The organism is Mesorhizobium sp. B2-3-7 (assembly GCF_006442695.1).
In the GTDB taxonomy this organism is placed as follows: domain Bacteria; phylum Pseudomonadota; class Alphaproteobacteria; order Rhizobiales; family Rhizobiaceae; genus Mesorhizobium.
Map to the genome: position 1 here is coordinate 173,205 of NZ_VFVV01000005.1, position 17,541 is coordinate 190,745.

Consider the following 17,541-nt stretch of genomic DNA (forward strand, 5'->3'; position numbering starts at 1 on the left):
CGAAAATTTTCATCAAAAGTAATTTATTGACAAAAACTTTCATCTGCGATTGGTTAAAGGGGTAATGCTCTTCTAGGAGATGCCCCCGGTGCAGGCCAAGCAGGGCGATTTGCTCGCCACACTCGATGGAACAATGGTCGTGTCCTGCCAGGCCGAGCCCGGCCTGCCGCTCGACGCTCCCGGCCACATCGCCGCTATGGCCCGTTCCGTCGTTCTGGGCGGCGCGTCCGGCGTGCGCATCGAGGGTGCAGCGAACATCACCGCCGTCCGCGCGGCGGTCGACGTCCCCGTTATCGGCCTGATCAAAGCAAAGCGCGCCGACACCGACGTCTATATCACGCCGACGCTGGACGACGTCGCTTCAGTCATCGTGGCTGGCGCTGACATCGTGGCAATCGACGCCACCGGCCGGCCGCGTCTCGCAGAACTGAAGGCAATGTTTTCAGCCGTCGCGGCGAGGGCACGGCTGTCGATGGGCGATGTCGCGACGCTCGACGAAGGTAGGCGCGCGCTGGATGCCGGCGCCGACCTCATCAGCACCACCATGGCCGGCTATACGGACTATTCCAGCGACCAGCACGGCCCCGCCTTCGGCCTGATGGAGGAATTCGCTCGAGCCAGCCTTCCCTTTGTCGCTGAGGGCCGCATCTGGACGCCGCAGGAGGCCGTCCGCTGCTTCGAGCTCGGCGCCCGCTTCATCGTCGTCGGGGGCGCTATCACCCGGCCCGATGCCATCACCCGCCGCTTCGCAGACGAGGTCGCCGCCTGGAGCGCCCGTCCGCAACTGAGAAGGAATCCGAGATGATCAAGCGCCGCCGTGTCGCCGTCATTGGTGCAGGCTTCATGGGCTCCATGCATGCCGGCATCTTCGCCACCATGGTCGGCTCAGAGCTCGTGGGCATCGTCGATCCCAACCGCGCGCTGGCCGAGGCCGTGGCGGCCAAGGCGCCGGGCTGTAAAGTCTATGACAGTCATCAGTCGCTGCTTGCCGCCGAGCGCGATCTCGACCTCGTCTCGATCTGCACGCCCGACAATCTGCACCTGGCGCCAGCGGTTGCGGTCGCCGAAGCCGGCATCAATGTCTTCGTCGAAAAGCCGATCTCATCCAAGGTCGAGGACGCGAAAGCGATCATCGCCGCCTGCGAAGCCGCCAAGGTCAAGCTCGGCGTTGGCTATCTGCTGCGCTTCGACCCGCGCTATGCAGCCGCGAAGGAACTGATGACGTCGGGAAGGATCGGTGAGCCGATCCACATCTATGCGAGGCGCAACAGCGCCCGTACTGAAGGCCCGAAGCGGTATGGGGGCAAGCTGCCATTGGCTTTGCATGTCACCGTCCACGACGTCGACATGGTGCTGTGGATGCTGGAAGGCCAGCAGCCGATCTCGGTCTACGCGCAGCAGACCGACAAGCTGCTTGGCGCCTCGGGCACGCAGGACAGCATCGCGGCCATCGTGCGCTTTTCCCGCGGCACAGTCGTCAATTTCGAAAGCGCCTGGTCGCTGCCGTCCGGCGCACGCCACATGATCGACGCGCGCATGGAACTCCTCGGCACGGACGGATCCTTTGAGGTCCAGTGCGGCGACAGCGGGCTCTACGTGGCAAGCAATGAGGGGTCGCGCGAGATCGACACCCAGCACTGGCCTCTGCTCAACGGCCGCATAGACGGCGACCTCGCGCGCCAGCTCAGCGGCCTCATCGACTGGCTGGACGGCGCTGCGATGCCGATCGCTACCGGCCGGGAAGCCCTTCGTTCGCTCGAACTCACCCTTGCCATGATGCAGTCGGCGGAGAGCGGCGAAATCGTGCGCCTCGGTTAGGCGCGAACTGAACGAGGCCAGACGGCCCAAGAATGGGAGACGAAAACATGCTGAATAGACGCAATCTACTGATGCTCGGTGCGGCCGCCGCTGCGCTGTCACTGCCCTCGCTGGCTTCCGCTGAGGACAAGCCCTTCAATGGCGTGCAGATATCGGTGCTGCTCGAGGGCCATCCGACCACCGACGCTATCCAGAAGATGCTGCCCGAATTCAAGGAAAAGACTGGCATCGACGTCGCGATCGAGGTCGTGCCCGAAGCCGACATCACCGCCAAGGAACTGCTTGAGTTCTCCTCCAAATCCGGCCGCTACGATGTCGTCCAGAACAACATCATCTACCTGCCGGGCTTCGTGAAGTCCGGCTATATCGTGCCGCTCGACGATTTCTTGGCCAAGCACAAGGAGAATTTCGACAAGGCCGATTTCGTGCCCGGCTACTTCAACACCAATGTGCTCGACGGCAAGGTCTACGGCCTGCCGGTCTATGGTGAGAGCACCTTCGTCATGTACCGCAAGGACCTGTTCGAGCAGTACGGGCTGGCAGCACCCAAGACCTTCGAGGATATCGAAAATGCCGCCAAGACCATCTCGGAAAAGACCAACAAGCAGGTCGCCGGCATCACCATGCGCGGCCAGCAAGGCATCCAGGGCGTCTATGTCTGGGCGGCCTATCTCTGGGGCTTCGGCGGTTCTTTCTTCGATGCTGGCGGCAAGTCGGCGCTGGCGACACCTGAAGGCATCGCCGCGCTCGACGCCTTCACCAAGGTGCTGAAGGACTACGGCCCGGTTGGCGTCGCCAACTTCGGCTGGGAGGAAAACCGGCTGCTGTTCCAGCAGGGCAAGGCGGCCATCACGCTCGATGCCACCGTCAACGGCGCCTACAACGAGGACCCCAGCGTCTCGACGGTGGTCGGCAAGGTCGGCTACGTGCCGGTGCCGATGAAGTCGGCCTCGCCCAAGGGCGGCTCGTCGTCGCTCGCCGTGCATTCCATGTATGTCTCGGCTGAATCGAAGAACCAGGAAGCGGCAACCCTCTTCGCCGCCTGGGCAACCGCCAAGGAGCAGCAGCTGAAGTCGATCGAGACCGATCCCAACTCCGGCGTGACATCGCTCTCGGCGCTCAACAGTGACAGCTTCGGCAAGCGTTACGGCGCCTTCAAGGAAGGCATGATCGCGGCCATCAACGCCGGCAATCCACAATATTTGCCGACGGTCGAGAAGGCGAATGAGATCATCAACAACACCGGCATCGCCGTCTCCAAGGCGCTTGCCGGAACCGCCAGCGCGGCCGACGCCTTGAACGAAGCCGACGAAGCCAACAACGCCGCGCTCGCCCGCTAGGGTCGAGTGGCGTGCCCTGCCGCGTGCGCTCCCTGTGCGCGGCAGGGTGAAATCCTTTGAGAATTCCCATGAGACCCATAGCTGTAGCGTCTGATCCCACCAAACATTTCTTCCAGCCGATCATCGTCTGCCTGACGGTGGCATCGGTGGCGCTGACGCTGTTCGTCATCTGGATCTCGTTGCATGATCTCTCGCTGATGCGGGCAGGGCGGGAGAAATTCGTCGGGCTCGACAACTACATCCGCTTCCTCGGCGATCCGCGCGCCATGGCCGCACTTTGGCGCACGGTGCTCTTCACCACACTGGCGACTGTGATTGAGATCGCACTTGGCCTTGCCGTCGTGCTTTTCCTGGACCGCGATTTCGCAATGAAGCGGCTGGTCAGGACGTTGCTCCTGGTGCCCATCATCATGACGCCTGTGGTCGTCGGACTCACCTGGCGCTTCCTCTTCGATCCCGCCACCGGCATGGCGAACTATCTGTTGTCGCTGGCAGGCGCTGCCCAGGTCGACTGGCTGGGGAGCCCGCAAATCGCGCTGTTTTCAGTGCTGATCGCCGACATCTGGCAGTGGACGCCTTTCGTCATCCTCCTGGTGATGGCCGCGCTTGAATCGGCGCCCACCGATCCACTCAACGCCGCCCGCGTCGACGGCGCACGCGAATGGCAGGTCACCTGGTATGTGCTTCTTCCCATGCTGCGCCGCGCGCTCGCCATCGTCGCGCTGATAAGGGCGATCGACAGCATCAAGGCTTTCGACCTGTTCTACATCATGACGCGCGGTGGGCCGGCACTGTCGACTGAGACGTTGAACTATTACGGCTACATCGTCGCCTTCACCAATTTCGACATCTCCTACGCATTGGCGATCGCCGTCATCCTGACGGTCTTCACCAATGTCGCGCTGCTGACCATGTACAGCGTGCTCTTTCCGAAGACGGGAACCCGCTGATGGCGAGGCGAGCGCTGTTCTATCTCGGACTGGTCCTGCTTCTGCTGGCGGTGCTGTTCCCGCTCTACTGGGTCGTGGTCACGTCCTTCAAGACGACGCGCGACGCCTTTGCCATTCCACCGGTCTGGCTGTTCAGCCCGACGCTCGACAATTATCGCACCGTCTTTGCCAATCGCGTCTTCCTCAACGCTTTTGCCAATTCCTTCATCGTCTCGATCCTTTCCAGCGCGCTGGCCGTCGCCGTCGGCTCCGTCGCTGCCTATGGCCTGGCGCAGCAGCCGGCGGAGCTGCGTCGAGCGCGTGAAAAATTCATCCTCAGCCTGCGCATCGCGCCGGCGCTGCTCTTCGTCATTCCGATGTATTATCTGGCGACCCGCATCGGCGCGCTGAACAAGCACTGGCTGCTGATCGCCGCCTACGCCTTCGTCAACGTGCCCTTCGCCATCTCGCTGCTCATCACCTTCTTCGACGACATCCCGAAGGAGCTGCGCGATGCCGCCCGCGTCGACGGCGCACCCGAATTTAGGGTCTTCTGGCACGTCTATCTGCCGGCCGCGCGCGGCGGCATCATAGCCACGCTGATCCTGTGCGTACTGTTCACCTGGAACGAATTTTTCGTGGCGCTTGTGCTGACCGGCCGCGACACCCAGACGCTACCGGTCTCGATCACCTCTTTCCTGACATTCCAGGGCATCCAGTGGGGCGCGCTCACCGCGGCCGCCACCCTAATCATGCTGCCGATGATCGTGCTCGGCATCCTGGTGCAGGGGCAGGTCGTGCGCGGCATGACGCTTGGCAGCGTGAAAGGCTGAAGATGGCGCAACTGTCGATAAGGTCGGTATCGAAATCCTATGGCGCGGTCAGCGTGCTCGACGACATCTCGGTCGAGGTGGAAGAGGGCTCCTTCGTCGTGCTGCTCGGGCCGTCGGGCTGCGGGAAGTCGACGCTGCTCCATGCGGTGGCCGGCCTTAACCCGATTGATTCCGGCACCATCGTCATTGGCGATCGCAACGTCACCAATCTTCCGGCGCGGGAACGAGATGTCGCGATGGTGTTCCAGTCCTACGCGCTATATCCGACGATGACGGTCGCGCAGAACATCGCCTTTCCCCTGAAGATGCGCGGCCTCGACCGCAGGACTTCCGACGAGAAGGTTACCGGCGTGGCGCGCCTGCTGCAGATCGAGCCGCTCATGTCGCGCCTGCCGCGCGAGCTTTCCGGCGGCCAGCGCCAGCGCGTCGCCATTGGCCGGGCACTGGTGCGCGACCCGCGCCTGTTCCTGTTCGACGAGCCGCTCTCCAATCTGGATGCCGCCCTGCGCACCGAGCTCAGGGCTGAGATCAAGCGCCTGCACCAGTCGATCCGCCGCACCATGGTCTATGTCACGCATGACCAGACCGAGGCGCTCACGCTCGCCGACAAGATCGTCGTGCTGAAGGCGGGCCGTAGCGAGCAAACCGGCACACCGCTGTCGCTCTACGACGACCCCGACAATGCCTTCGTCGCCGGCTTCATCGGCACGCCGCGTATGAATTTCCTGAAGGCGACGGTGGTTGATGACGGCAAGGCGCTTATCGTCGGCGAGGCAAAGGTGGACATCTCGCATTTGAACACAAAGCTGGAGAACGGCAGGGCCGTAACGCTCGGCATCCGGCCGGAACATCTCGATGAGAAGGAGGGCGTGGCGCTTCCGCTCGCCGTCGACGTCACCGAGCGCCTCGGCTCAACCTCCTATGTGCATGGCGCGCTGCCTAGTGGCGAGACCGTAGTCGCAGAACGCCGCGACGACCAGCCGCACTTCGGCGAGACTATCATGCTGCGCTTCCAACCCAAGCGCGCCCGCGTCTTCGATGGAGAAGGTAGCCGCATTCGCTGAGCCATGGCGGTGGTTTGCGGAGAGCCGATTCGCTAGAAGGGCGAGTTTCCAGTCTGACCCATCCGAAACCGGACTGTCTGCTCGCGTGATGAGTTTCGGGCGCCGGCAGGCGTACGAAAGTCCCCGAGGAAGGAACCCGCGGGCCACAGGCGATGGCTATGGGGATTTCGGATTTCGGCAGATGTCGGCGATGGCGCGACCGCCGTCGGGAAGCGGCGGGTTTGACACGGCCGGACCGCTTCGGCTCGCCTCCGCGCGGTGTTGTCCACTGGCGGTACGGCAATGCGATATGGAGCTCGATAAGCGAATCTGGGAAGCTTGTCTCCGATGGCAGTGTGCCAAACGCCTTGAGAAGATGGGCCTTACGCCCAGCTACGCAGCTATCGACATTGACCGCACTCCTTGCTTTGTCTGATTGCTATGGAACACCGCTTCACCCGCCAGGAACTATATGACCGCGTTTGGTCCAAGCCGATGTCGCATTTGGTTGCCGAGCTGGAGACGACGGTGGGAATTCTTACAACGCTACTGCGCCGTGCCGACATCCCGACGCCTTCGGCCGGGCATTGGATGCGAAAGGAGTTCGGGAAGCCAACCGAACAGCCGTCGTTGCCGCCAGCACCAGGTGGATGTGTCGAACCGCTAATTCTGGACACCGAGTCGCGAGGGACTAAGCGCAATCTTAAGCAAATCAAAACGGAGCTCGAAGTGGCTCCCGCTGCAAGGCCAGACGTCCAAGCCGCCGAGAGTGAAAATAAGCCTCCTCAACCACCGAAGCCGCGTCCGAGCAAACCGACAACGATGACGCGCGAGGATCTCTATCGCGCGGTGTGGACGACACCGATGTCGAGATTGGCCGAGGAGTATGGAATTAGCGGCAATGGCCTCGCCAAGATCTGTGGACGCGAGGACATTCCATACCCGCCCCGTGGCTATTGGGCGAAGCACGCTGTCGGCAAAGCGCCGAAGCAGACGCCGATGCCGAAATCGAACGGCGCGCGAACCATCATCATCCGTCCGACGCCGTTGCCGCCACCGCTAGTCGAATTGCCGCCTGAGGTTAAACAGCACGCAGACAGAGCGCGTGCCAATGCAATTGGACTCGCAGTGCCGGAGCGTTTGGTGAGACCGCACGCAGTGATCGCGTCATGGCTCGCTGAGCATGAGGAGAAAAAGCGGCGGGCGCGACAGGAACGCGACCCGTGGAGGCGCGATCTGTATCGGCCTAGTGAGTTCACTGAAACGGATCGTCGCAAGCATCGCATTTTGGATGCGCTGTTCAAGGCAGTCGAGCGTCAAGGCGGAGAGGTTAGGCAGGGGGAGCGGGGAATGATCCTCGCCGAAGTCTCGGGCGAGAAATTTGAGTTTCAGGTTCGCGAAAAGCAGAAGTAGGAACGCCGGCCGTTGACCGAGGATGAAAAGCGGTGGCGCTCGCCGGGAGAGAAAAACTGGAAGCAGGAGCTGGTTTCCACGGGACGGCTCGTTATTGAGGTCAAGACTTGGCAGTGGCCGACCGGTCTTTCGCGCCAATGGATTCAATCCGAAAAGCATCCGATGGACACCATGCTGCCCGACATTGTTGCAACGTTCATTGCAGCCGGACCGCTCCTTGTGCAGCAACGTAAGGATCGAGAGGCGGCTGAACGCGAGCGGCAACTTGCCGAACAGCGCCGCTACGAAGAAGAGCGACGGCGCAAGCGCGACGCGAACCGTTGGCGGCGTCTCAAGGAGATGGCGCAGGATTGGCGTGAGCTTGCAACGGTTCGTGATTTTCTTGCGACACTAAGGTCGATGAACGTCGACCCGTCTACTGAGATCGAAGGGCGGAGCGTGGCTGAATGGATTGCGTGGGGCGACAATTGGCTTGAACGTGCCGACCCCACGGTCAACGGCGTCGATAGCGTATTCAGGCAGATCGCTGCCATTACCGATTGGACCTACCGAGATTGATCAGAACGGGTGCGCAGCGAGTTCAGAAGTGATGCGCCCAGGCAGAAAGCTAGTCCCTTTCTTGATCTTTAGGTTCGCCGGGCCATACGAGAGAATACGAAGGAAATGGGTTGGCGAACCAGCTGCTAACATATTGATTTTCTGTAGAAAACGATGGCCCTCCGGGCCCACCATTGTCAAAAATATCAAATACTTACCGGGAAATCTTCTCAGGTAAGTTCATTTATATCGGCTAAGCTCAATGGCGTTCGAAAAAAAGCGCGGCAACTCTCCTTCTCATCGAAGACACTCGTCACACATAATACAGAAATTCTGGCGTCGAAAGGTTGCTCAAGTCCTGTGCGGTGATCGGCGGCAACGACGTGCAAATGGGATGGTTTGAGCGATTGATCGAGAATGCCGCGACGGCCAATTAGCTGGCGCGAAACCGCACTACCACAATCTGCATTGGCGCCTTTCGGCCGGATTGTGGTGCGGTCCTCAGCTCAATGCGTGGCCGGCCAATCCATAAACCCACGGTCCGTTTTCTTCCCGGTTCAGGAATCGGCGTCCTTTGGACATGGTCGTAACGGTCTCGGCAAGGCCAAGGCCGCACTGCTCGAGAAACATGGCAAACACGCCATCCTTTTCCCGGGTATCCACTCGGACGAAGCGTCCTGCAAGATTTCTAAGATGGACGGCAGTGAGATGGACCGCGTCCAGATCGCTGAGCGCGACCATCGGGCCGATCACATAACCACGCCCGAACTCGCGACACATGGAATAGCCGACGATCTCGCCGCCACGGCTCAAAGTTTGGATTGAGGCATTCGCCGAAAGCTGTGCGAGCAGCCTCTCGCGGTCTATCCCAAATGCACGCTTGTCGAGCGCCATGATTGCTGTCAGCCGGTCGCTCGGCAGCGCCTGCAATTCGCCCTCCATGGCCGGCATGGCCGGGAGTGCCGGAGGAACCTCCCCCTGATGCATATATACGATCGCCTCGCTCGTGAAACCGAGTGAGACATAGAGGGGATAGGCGGCATGGGTGGCATTAAGCGCCAAATTGCGATCGCCACACTGCTCAAGCACCTGGTCCATGAGCCATCGGCCCCCCCCTTGCGCTTGCGTGCGGGGCGTCGTGATCACGACGCCGATGGTGGCGAAATCGTCCCCTTGCGGAAACCACATCGCGCTGCCGAAAACCCGGCCAATGCCGTCTACGGCGACGATGCCACGGCCGGCACGGCGCAGAAACTCCCAATCCTTGGGCCGATGCGGCCAGCGGACTGAGATCGACAGCGCGTGGAGCAGCTCGACTTCGACTTCGTCGATGTCCCGCGCGACCAGTTCGAAAGACTTCAGGCGCACTGATCTCTGCATTTCAGTCGACCCGCTCCTTATCCAAGTCCCGTGCTCGCGCCCACGTCCTGACGCCGCTGACGGTTCCGCAGCCGTCTTTTGCCCTATGATTGCATCCGAAAGCCAGCAGGTTTCGCTGGTTACGGACCGATATTCGAAATCTTCGGCCAAAGCATAGCTTCATTCGGCACGGAATGCTCTCGCCTGCTGCCACACTTGTTGCATCCAGCGAACTGCGAGTGGAGCGGCGCCCTGTGAATGTCGAAGAAATTCTTGCGAGGCTGATCGCGTTCCCCTCGGTCGTGGGCTCGCCCAATGGCGCGATCGTCGACTGGGTGCGTGAATATTGCCAGGCGGCCGGAGCAGAAGCGACCGTCCTTCGCGGCCCCGAAGGCGATCGATCCAACCTGTTCGTCACAATCGGACCTCGGCGCGCCCGCGGCTACATCTTGTCGGGCCACATGGATGTGGTGCCGGCCGGGGAACGGGAATGGAACTCGGATCCCTTTGTGCTGCGCCAAGACGGCGCCAGGCTGCATGGTCGCGGCACGTCCGACATGAAGGGCTTTCTCGCTTGCGCGCTGGCCGCCCTGCCGCGGCTTGCGGCGATGGACTTGCAGCGGCCAATTCATCTCGCATTCTCCTATGACGAGGAGGCAGGTGCCCGTGGCGTGCCGCATCTCATCGCCGTCCTGCCAAGCCTGTGCGAGAGGCCGCTTGGCGCGATTATCGGTGAGCCGAGCCGGATGGAAGCCGTGCGAGGGCACAAAGGCAAGGCGGCTGCGCGGCTCGAGGTGATCGGACGGTCCGGCCATTCTTCACGGCCTGAGCTCGGGCTGAATGCCGTGCATGCAATGGCAGGTCTCGTCACGCAGGTGGTGGCCTATGGCCAGACCCTTGCGAACGGACCGTTCGACACGGATTTCGCGCCTCCATACTCGTCATTGCAGGTCGGTGTCATCGCCGGCGGCCAGGCCGTCAACATCATCCCCGATCGCTGCACCGCCGACATCGAGGTCCGTGCGGTGCCGGGCGTTTCCCCATCATCCCTGATCGAGCCGGTAAAGGCCAAGCTAGCGGCTCTACGTGACAGCGGCTTTGAGGTGGCGTGGCATGAATTGAGCGCGTATCCGGGGCTTTCGCTCGCGCAGGAGAGTGACTTGGCAGCCCTTCTGGTCGAGTTGACGGGGCGGGAGCCCCTGTCTGCAGTGAGTTATGGGACGGAGGCTGGCCTCTATCAGCAGGCCGGCATCGACGCGATCATCTGCGGTCCCGGCGATATCGGCCGGGCTCATCGTGCCAACGAATATATCGAGATCGGCGAACTTGCTGCCTGCCAGAGCATGATCGAGCGTCTCGGCTCGCGCCTTGCCGCGTAGCGGGAGAGGGTGGGGTCATGGCTTTTCTTTTCAATTCCGACCCGGTGCGCGCAGCGGTCTTCCGCAAGGTTTTCGCACGCGAGCTCCCGGACGTCGAACTGTTCCACAGCAGCGAATGTGTCGACCCGGAGAAGGTGCGCTACCTCCTGACCTGGACGGCACCAGATGACATCGCGCGCTATCGCAATCTCGAAGTGCTGTTTTCGCTTGGCGCCGGCGTCGACCAGTTCAAGCGTGAAAGCCTGCCTCGGCGGGTGAAACTGGTGCGCATGGTCGAGGACGGCATCATTCGCATGATGCAGGAATATGTCGTTCTTGGCGTGCTCAGCCTCCATCGGGATATGGTGGCGTATCGTGAACAGCAGAAGCGCCAGGCATGGCTCGGTCTTGCCGCTCCGCAGGCGACCGAACGCCGCGTAGGGTTTCTTGGCCTCGGCATGCTGGCGCAGGCGGCTATCGAGCGATTGCTGCCGTTTCGCTTTCCCCTCGCTGCCTGGAGCCGAAGCAGGAAGGAGATCGACGGCGTCACCTGCTTCCATGGCGCGGATCAGCTTGCCGGTTTTCTCGCGCAGACGGATATTCTCGTTTGCCTGCTGCCGCTGACGGAAGAAACCCGCGGCATCCTTGATGCGGAACTCTTCTCCCGGCTGCCAGCCGGGGCGAGGCTGCTGCATGTCGGCCGCGGGCCGCAGTTAGACCAAACCGCCCTGCTCCAGGCTCTCGACAACGGTCACCTCGCCGCCGCGATGCTCGATGTTACCGATCCCGAGCCGCTGCCGGACGACCATCCACTCTGGCGGCACCCGAAGGTGGCGATCACGCCGCACATCGCTTCCGTGACGCAAGCAGATTCCGCGGCGCAATCCGTCGTGGACAATATCCGGCGCCACCGCGCCGGAGAAGAACTGATCGGCCTCGTCGATCGGACACTCGGCTACTAACCAGGGAAACATGACATGTCACTTCTGATCACGATCGACACAGATCCGGCCTTCGCGCCCAAGCAGGCATTACCGGCTCCGGAGCGGCTCATCTCCGGCAATCCATCCTTCAAGACTTGGGCGCAGGACGCTTCGAAAGGCGAAAAGGTCCTGACCGGCGTCTGGGAGGCGACGCCTGGCGAAACGCATTCGATCAAGGGCACGACCTGCGAATTCTGCCACATCATTTCGGGTCTCATCGAGATCGAGGAGAAGGGCGGTGAGACCAAGACTTACCGCACCGGCGACAGTTTTGTGATGAAGCCCGGCTTTGTGGGCGTATGGCGCACGATCGAAACTGTGCGCAAGATCTACGTCAGCGTTTACGACTGAGCTCAAGGCTCAAGGTTCGGCCGAATAGCGCGCGCAGCGGTTCCAGAACAATCGACTTTCCAAGTCCCGCCCGACGCGATTCGACGCCGTCGGGCGGCTCATCCTCGACGGAAAATGCGGCGCGCTGTCGACTATTGTTCCGATGAAACCCGGTACGAGATGCCGAATGTCGCTGCCGTGTTGAGCAAGCTGCGACCTTCGGTGCCCGTCGGTCTCCAGGAGGACCTCAATGAAGGCTTACACGATAGCGCACATCCCAGGCGACGGCATCGGCAAGGAGGTGACCGAGGCGGGATGGGAGGTGCTGCAGGCTGCGGCAAAGCGAGGCGGTTTCGCCCTTGAGAATACAAGGTTCCCATGGTCGTGCGCCTACTACCTGGAAACCGGTGCGATGATGCCCCCAGACGGCGTCGAGATCCTACAGAAATTCGATGCGATCTACCTCGGCGCCGTGGGGTGGCCAGCGAAGGTGGCCGACTCCGTATCGCTTCACGGACTGCTCCTGCCGATCCGCAAAGGATTCACGCAGTATGCCAACATACGGCCGCACAGGCTGTTGCCAGGCGTACAGGGGCCCCTTCGCCGTGATGGTTTCGATATACTGTGCATCCGCGAGAACACGGAAGGCGAATATTGCGGCGCCGGTGGGCGCATTCATACCGGCACGGCCAATGAGGTCGCGATCGAGACGGCAATCTTCACGCGTACGGGTGTCGAACGAATCCTTCGTTTCGGTTTCGAACAGGCGCGGACGCGCCGCAAGAAGCTTGCATCCGTCACCAAATCCAACGCGCAGAAACATTCCATGGTTTTCTGGGATGAGGTCACGCGCGAGGTGGCGAAGGACTACGCCGATGTGGAGGTCTCGCAATACCACGTCGACGCCATTGCCGCCCGCATGGTCCTGGCGCCTGAAAGCCTCGACGTGATCGTCGCCTCCAACCTTTTTGGCGACATCCTCACGGATATTGGAGCGGCCATTCAGGGCGGGCTGGGTTACGCCGCCTCCGCCAATATCAATCCCGATCGCAGCGCGCCTTCGATGTTCGAGCCGGTCCATGGTTCGGCACCCGATATCGCAAATCTCGGTATCGCCAATCCGATCGCCGCGATCTGGTCCGGCGCCATGATGCTCGGGCATCTGGGCGAGGGGCAGGCGGCAGCCGAAGTGATGTCGGCAATCGAGTCCGCAACCGCACGCGGGATAGGCACGATTGCAGGCAAGGACAGGACTGAAGCAATCACGCAGGCCGTGCTGGCCGGATTAAGCTGAAAGAGCAGAGGAAAAGAACCATGAACGCAATAACGAAGATTGGTTTCCTGAAGGATGCGGACCTGTTTCGCCAGCGGGGACTCATTGGCGATGTCTGGCAGCATGCGCACAGCAACGCGACTGTCGATGTGATCGATCCGGCCAGTTTGGAAGTGCTTGGAACCGTACCCGACATGGGCCGGGATGAGACAAGGGCTGCAATAGATGCAGCGCAGGCAGCGTTCAAGGACTGGAAAGCAAGGACCCATGCCGAACGCGGAGCGCTTCTGGAACGCTGGCACGGTCTGATACTGGAAAATGAAGAGGACCTGGCGTTGCTGCTGACGCTGGAACAGGGCAAGCCTCTGGCGGAGGCGCGCGGTGAAATCCGCTATGGCGCCTCCTTCGTGAAATGGTTCGCCGAAGAAGCACGCCGGATCGGTGGCTCGACCATTCCGTCGCCCACGCCAGATCGCCGCATTCTGGTGCTGAAGGAGGCCGTCGGCGTCTGCGCCATCATCACGCCATGGAATTTCCCCAACGCAATGATAACGCGCAAGGTGGCGCCGGCGCTGGCCGCGGGTTGTACGGTTGTCATCAAGCCGTCGGAATTCACGCCATTCTCGGCACTAGCGCTCGGCGTTCTGGCGGAACGGGCAGGTATCCCTGCCGGCGTGATCAACATTGTCACCGGCATGCCCACTGAGATCGGCAACGAACTGATGGCCAACGAGACGGTGCGCAAGATCTCGTTCACCGGCTCGACCCGCGTCGGAGCGCTGCTCATGCGTGGCGCGGCCGATAGCATCAAGCGCCTCAGCCTCGAACTCGGCGGCAACGCGCCCTTTATCGTCTTTGACGACGCTGATCTGGGCAATGCAGTCGAGGGGGTGATCGCATCCAAGTTCCGCAATGGCGGTCAAACCTGCGTCTGCGCAAACCGGATTCTCGTGCAGGCGGGCGTTTACGACGCTTTCGCAGAAAAACTGAGCCAGCGCGTATCGCGAATGAAGGTTGGCGCAGGGACCGACGAGGGCACGGAGATCGGCCCGATGATCAATGCGGCAGCGATCGACAAGATCGAGCGTCACATCGCCGATGCACAGGCGAAAGGCGCGCGGATCATCGCCCAGAGCGAGACGGTGCCGGACGGCAAGCAATATGCACGGCCCATCGTGCTGGGAGGAGCTAAGACCGAGATGCTCCTGGCGTCGGAAGAGACCTTCGGCCCGGTGGCGCCGCTTTTTCGCTTCGAGACGGAAGAAGAGGCCATCGCGATCGCGAACGGTACGCCCTTTGGCCTTGCCGCGTACTTCTACACCGACAACCTCAACCGGTCATGGCGTGTCGCCGAAGCGCTGGAGTTCGGCATGGTAGGGCTCAACACAGGCATGATCTCGACCGAGGTTGCGCCTTTCGGCGGTGTCAAGCAGTCAGGGGTGGGGCGCGAAGGATCGCAGCTCGGCATCGAGGAATATCTCGAGGTCAAGACGCTTCATGTTGGCGGGCTTAACTAGGCAGTAGGTGGCAGCACCTGCAGCTTCCAAAGCGTTGGAACAACAAGAAAGGGGCGGTGAAAACCGCCCCTTTCTTTGTATTGCGACCAGTGATCATTAACGTGGTGGGGAGCGCCTCAGCCTGGCGCGACTGCACTGGCAATAGACGTTCAGGCGAATTCGCGAACGGGCTCCAATCCGACGGCGCCGGCCAGCCCGCCGATGTCCTTGATTTCGGTGTATTCGTAGAAGGGGTTCGCGGGTTCGTGGCCACGATTCACCCACACCTTGCTCTTGATGCCAAGATCATAGGCGGTCATGAGATCGTAGCGGAATGAGGACGACACGTGCGTGATGTCTTCCGGGCCGCAGCCGAGCTTGTCGAACATATACTCGAAGCCCTTCATATGCGGCTTGTAGGCGCCGGTCTCCTCGGCCGTTATGATCGTGTGGAAAGGTGCGCCAAGTTTCTCAACGTTCGACATGATCAGGCTCTTCATGGAGTTCGACAGGATCACCAACGGAATCTCCTTGGCGACCCTGGCCAGCCCCGCCGGGACATCCGGGTGCGGACCCCATGTCGGTATTTCTGCATGGATGCGCTGGGCATCTTCGGGGCGGAACGTCACATTGTTGCGCTTGCAGGCGCGCTCCACGGAATTGTGCACGACCTCGCTGTAGGGCTTCCAGGCGCCAAGAACCTCATCGAGGCGATAGGCCGAGAAGTCCTTGATGAACTGCGCCATCACGGTTGGGGAGAGTTGCGCACCGTAAACTCGTCTCGCCGCGCCGGCCATGTCGAAGTTGGTCAGCGTACCGTAGCAATCGAAGGTGATGTATTTCGGTCTGAAACGCGTCATTGGCGTCTATCCTTCCAATCTTGGCGGCACCGCGTGCCTTTAACGACAAGTATCATAGTGAGAGCCGGATAAGACTAGTCACCGCATTCGATGCGCCATGAAGCAGATTGTTTTGTATCGCGCGAGAGCTTTGGCAGAGAGTTGCGCCCGAGTTCGTTTCGAGCTCGGCGGGAGCGCGATCTTTCAGCCGTGCGTCCGCATAACATGCGGTGCCAGCGGCAAAGGAAAGTCAAAACGCCTATCGCTCACGTTCTGGTCGGGAGGAACTGCTGTCGGCCGCAGCTTATCTTGGGCCTAGGAAAATTCAGGCCCGGAATGAACCATGACCGCGCAGCAGATCACGCTGGAAACGATGACATGGCGCATCCGAGCGGTGCGGTCGAACTCACCCGTCGCAGGCTGACTCACCTCGGCGGTGGCATAACGATGCGACGAACCGCAGGCGAGTTGAAGGACGAAACCGCGCCACACCGAACCTATGCGCTCGTCAGTCGGGCGCTACGCTGAAATCGGAGGAAGAAATGCTTGCAAACTCCCTGATCGAACTCGATCGCGCACATCTGGTTCACCCGTTTTCATGTTATCGGAGCCACGAAGAGACGGGCGTGCGGGTGCTCAAATCCGCCAAGGGCGCGACGGTGACCGAGGCAAGTGGGAAAACATTGCTGGACGGGTTCGCGGGTCTCTGGTGTGTCAACATCGGCTACGGGCAAGAAAGCGTCGTCGAAGCAGCGGCCAAGCAGCTAAGAGAGCTTCCTTACGCGACGGGATATTTCGGGCTGGGGTCGGAGCCGGCCATTCGTCTCGCAGCGCGGCTTGCCGAACTGGCGCCTGGCGATCTGAACCATGTCTATTTCACACTGGGCGGTTCCGACGCGATAGACAGCACCATCCGTTTCATTCGCTATTACCACCATGCCAAGGGGGCGCCGCAAAAGGACCAGTTCATCTCGGTCGAGTATGGCTACCATGGATCCTCGACGGCAGGATCAGGTCTGACCGCGATCCCGGCTTTCCATGCGGGTTTCGGCGTACCATACGACTGGCAGCACAAAATTCCTTCGCACTACGCCTATCGCAATCCGGTCGGTTCCAACCCGCAGGCGATTGTCGATGCATCGGTCGCGGCGCTGCGGGCCAAAATCGCTGAACTCGGCGCCGATCGCGTCGCGGCCTTCTACGCTGAAACTATCCAGGGTTCGGGCGGTGTCCTGGTTCCGCCGGCAGGCTGGCTAAAGGCTTTGCACGCCGTGTGCAAGGAACACGACATTCTGTTCGTTGCCGACGAAGTCATCACTGCCTTTGGCCGCACTGGCCCCCTTTTCGCGTGTGAGGAAGACGAGGTCGTGCCGGATTTGATGACCACGGCGAAGGGACTGACGTCAGGCTATGTGCCGATGGGCGCCGTCTTCATGGCCGACCATGTCTACAATACGATCGCGGACGGAGCCGGCAAAGCGGCTGTCGGCCACGGTTATACCTACTCAGCCCATCCGGTGAGCGCCGCTGTCGGGCTCGAGTGCCTGCGTCTCTATGAAGATGGCTTGCTCGAGAACGGCCGGAAGGCCGGGAAGCGCCTGATGGAAGGCCTCCGCTCGCTTGCCGATCACCCGCTGGTTGGAGATGTTCGCGGTCGCGGCATGCTGGCTGCGATCGAGCTGGTCACGGACAAGGCGCGCAAAACGCCGCTGCCGGCGGCGGCCGATCCGGGGCGCCGCATCTTCGAGCGCGCCTGGGAGAACGGCCTTGTCATCCGCGCCTTCAACAGCGGCATCCTTGGCTTTGCGCCGCCGCTCTGCTGCACAGACGACGACATCGATGGTATCCTCGAACGCACCCGGATGACGCTGGATCAAACCCTCGAAGACAAGGATGTGCGGGAAGCGATGAAGGGGTGATCGTCGCCATCGCCGAAGCGAACTTGGCAATTGTCAGGTATGTGGAACGTCCTGCCGTTGCACAAGCGTGG

Annotated in this window: 16 protein-coding genes; 14 read left to right on the top strand and 2 right to left on the bottom strand. The window is 61.3% G+C overall.

Annotated features, from left to right (window positions below; translation table 11 throughout):
• Positions 1 to 79 precede the first annotated feature (79 nt).
• From FJ940_RS12165 to FJ940_RS12200, 8 genes are all read left to right on the top strand, one after another.
• Entirely contained in the window at positions 80 to 805 is a 726-nt protein-coding gene (locus FJ940_RS12165) for an N-acetylmannosamine-6-phosphate 2-epimerase (protein ID WP_140656669.1), read from the top strand.
• Positions 802 to 1,818 (top strand): Gfo/Idh/MocA family oxidoreductase, encoded by a 1,017-nt coding sequence (locus FJ940_RS12170; protein WP_140656671.1) that lies wholly within the window; start codon positions 802 to 804, stop codon positions 1,816 to 1,818. Before FJ940_RS12165 ends, FJ940_RS12170 begins: the two co-directional genes overlap by 4 nt.
• 47 nt (positions 1,819 to 1,865) lie before the next feature.
• The gene (locus FJ940_RS12175) at positions 1,866 to 3,158 is read left to right on the top strand and encodes a sugar ABC transporter substrate-binding protein (protein WP_140656672.1); all 1,293 of its coding nucleotides are present in this window, start codon (positions 1,866 to 1,868) and stop codon (positions 3,156 to 3,158) included.
• A 68-nt stretch (positions 3,159 to 3,226) separates the two neighbouring features.
• Positions 3,227 to 4,108, top strand: a complete 882-nt coding sequence (locus tag FJ940_RS12180) for a sugar ABC transporter permease (RefSeq protein ID WP_140656673.1) — start codon at positions 3,227 to 3,229, stop codon at positions 4,106 to 4,108.
• A complete protein-coding gene (locus FJ940_RS12185) occupies positions 4,108 to 4,920 on the top strand; it encodes a carbohydrate ABC transporter permease (RefSeq protein ID WP_140656674.1) in 813 nt (270 codons plus the stop codon). The genes FJ940_RS12180 and FJ940_RS12185 overlap by 1 nt, the downstream gene beginning before the upstream one ends.
• A gap of 2 nt (positions 4,921 to 4,922) precedes the next feature.
• Positions 4,923 to 5,984 (top strand): ABC transporter ATP-binding protein, encoded by a 1,062-nt coding sequence (locus FJ940_RS12190; protein WP_140656675.1) that lies wholly within the window; start codon positions 4,923 to 4,925, stop codon positions 5,982 to 5,984.
• Positions 5,985 to 6,404: 420 nt separating this feature from the next.
• Positions 6,405 to 7,376 (top strand): hypothetical protein, encoded by a 972-nt coding sequence (locus FJ940_RS12195; RefSeq protein WP_140656677.1) that lies wholly within the window; start codon positions 6,405 to 6,407, stop codon positions 7,374 to 7,376.
• 12 nt (positions 7,377 to 7,388) lie between these two features.
• On the top strand, positions 7,389 to 7,934 hold the full coding sequence (locus FJ940_RS12200) for a hypothetical protein (protein ID WP_140656678.1): 546 nt from the start codon (positions 7,389 to 7,391) through the stop codon (positions 7,932 to 7,934).
• A 480-nt stretch (positions 7,935 to 8,414) separates the two neighbouring features.
• Here the strand turns inward: FJ940_RS12200 and FJ940_RS12205 are convergent, their stop codons facing one another.
• Positions 8,415 to 9,293, bottom strand: coding sequence for a GNAT family N-acetyltransferase (locus FJ940_RS12205; protein WP_140656679.1), 879 nt, complete (start codon positions 9,291 to 9,293; stop codon positions 8,415 to 8,417).
• 233 nt (positions 9,294 to 9,526) lie between these two features.
• On the opposite strand from FJ940_RS12205, the gene argE reads away from it, so the two are divergent.
• The 5 genes from argE (at position 9,527) to FJ940_RS12230 (ending at position 14,733) form a co-directional block, all read left to right on the top strand.
• Positions 9,527 to 10,651: an acetylornithine deacetylase gene (argE, locus tag FJ940_RS12210; protein WP_140656759.1), complete on the top strand. Its 1,125-nt coding sequence runs from the start codon at positions 9,527 to 9,529 to the stop codon at positions 10,649 to 10,651.
• A gap of 17 nt (positions 10,652 to 10,668) precedes the next feature.
• Positions 10,669 to 11,592: a glyoxylate/hydroxypyruvate reductase A gene (locus tag FJ940_RS12215; protein ID WP_140656680.1), complete on the top strand. Its 924-nt coding sequence runs from the start codon at positions 10,669 to 10,671 to the stop codon at positions 11,590 to 11,592.
• Positions 11,593 to 11,607: 15 nt separating this feature from the next.
• Positions 11,608 to 11,964 carry a cupin domain-containing protein gene (locus FJ940_RS12220; protein ID WP_140559989.1) on the top strand — a complete coding sequence of 119 codons (357 nt, stop codon included), beginning with the start codon at positions 11,608 to 11,610 and terminating at the stop codon, positions 11,962 to 11,964.
• Between the two features lie 229 nt (positions 11,965 to 12,193).
• Positions 12,194 to 13,237, top strand: a complete 1,044-nt coding sequence (locus tag FJ940_RS12225; RefSeq protein WP_140656682.1) for a tartrate dehydrogenase — start codon at positions 12,194 to 12,196, stop codon at positions 13,235 to 13,237.
• A gap of 20 nt (positions 13,238 to 13,257) precedes the next feature.
• Positions 13,258 to 14,733, top strand: a complete 1,476-nt coding sequence (locus tag FJ940_RS12230) for an NAD-dependent succinate-semialdehyde dehydrogenase (RefSeq protein WP_140656683.1) — start codon at positions 13,258 to 13,260, stop codon at positions 14,731 to 14,733.
• 149 nt (positions 14,734 to 14,882) lie between these two features.
• Here the strand turns inward: FJ940_RS12230 and FJ940_RS12235 are convergent, their stop codons facing one another.
• Positions 14,883 to 15,572: a haloacid dehalogenase type II gene (locus tag FJ940_RS12235; protein WP_140656684.1), complete on the bottom strand. Its 690-nt coding sequence runs from the start codon at positions 15,570 to 15,572 to the stop codon at positions 14,883 to 14,885.
• 521 nt (positions 15,573 to 16,093) lie between these two features.
• Here FJ940_RS12235 and FJ940_RS12245 point away from each other — a divergent pair.
• Positions 16,094 to 17,470, top strand: coding sequence for an aspartate aminotransferase family protein (locus FJ940_RS12245; protein ID WP_140656685.1), 1,377 nt, complete (start codon positions 16,094 to 16,096; stop codon positions 17,468 to 17,470).
• The last annotated feature ends 71 nt before the right edge of the window (positions 17,471 to 17,541 follow it).

Coding starts and splice junctions, on each gene's coding strand:
- FJ940_RS12165 (WP_140656669.1), top strand. CDS start 80: ATGCCCCCGGTGCAGGCCAAGCAGGGCGATTTGCTCGCCACACTCGAT.
- FJ940_RS12170 (WP_140656671.1), top strand. CDS start 802: ATGATCAAGCGCCGCCGTGTCGCCGTCATTGGTGCAGGCTTCATGGGC.
- FJ940_RS12175 (WP_140656672.1), top strand. CDS start 1,866: ATGCTGAATAGACGCAATCTACTGATGCTCGGTGCGGCCGCCGCTGCG.
- FJ940_RS12180 (WP_140656673.1), top strand. CDS start 3,227: ATGAGACCCATAGCTGTAGCGTCTGATCCCACCAAACATTTCTTCCAG.
- FJ940_RS12185 (WP_140656674.1), top strand. CDS start 4,108: ATGGCGAGGCGAGCGCTGTTCTATCTCGGACTGGTCCTGCTTCTGCTG.
- FJ940_RS12190 (WP_140656675.1), top strand. CDS start 4,923: ATGGCGCAACTGTCGATAAGGTCGGTATCGAAATCCTATGGCGCGGTC.
- FJ940_RS12195 (WP_140656677.1), top strand. CDS start 6,405: ATGGAACACCGCTTCACCCGCCAGGAACTATATGACCGCGTTTGGTCC.
- FJ940_RS12205 (WP_140656679.1), bottom strand. CDS start 9,293: ATGCAGAGATCAGTGCGCCTGAAGTCTTTCGAACTGGTCGCGCGGGAC.
- FJ940_RS12215 (WP_140656680.1), top strand. CDS start 10,669: ATGGCTTTTCTTTTCAATTCCGACCCGGTGCGCGCAGCGGTCTTCCGC.
- FJ940_RS12220 (WP_140559989.1), top strand. CDS start 11,608: ATGTCACTTCTGATCACGATCGACACAGATCCGGCCTTCGCGCCCAAG.
- FJ940_RS12225 (WP_140656682.1), top strand. CDS start 12,194: ATGAAGGCTTACACGATAGCGCACATCCCAGGCGACGGCATCGGCAAG.
- FJ940_RS12230 (WP_140656683.1), top strand. CDS start 13,258: ATGAACGCAATAACGAAGATTGGTTTCCTGAAGGATGCGGACCTGTTT.
- FJ940_RS12235 (WP_140656684.1), bottom strand. CDS start 15,572: ATGACGCGTTTCAGACCGAAATACATCACCTTCGATTGCTACGGTACG.
- FJ940_RS12245 (WP_140656685.1), top strand. CDS start 16,094: ATGCTTGCAAACTCCCTGATCGAACTCGATCGCGCACATCTGGTTCAC.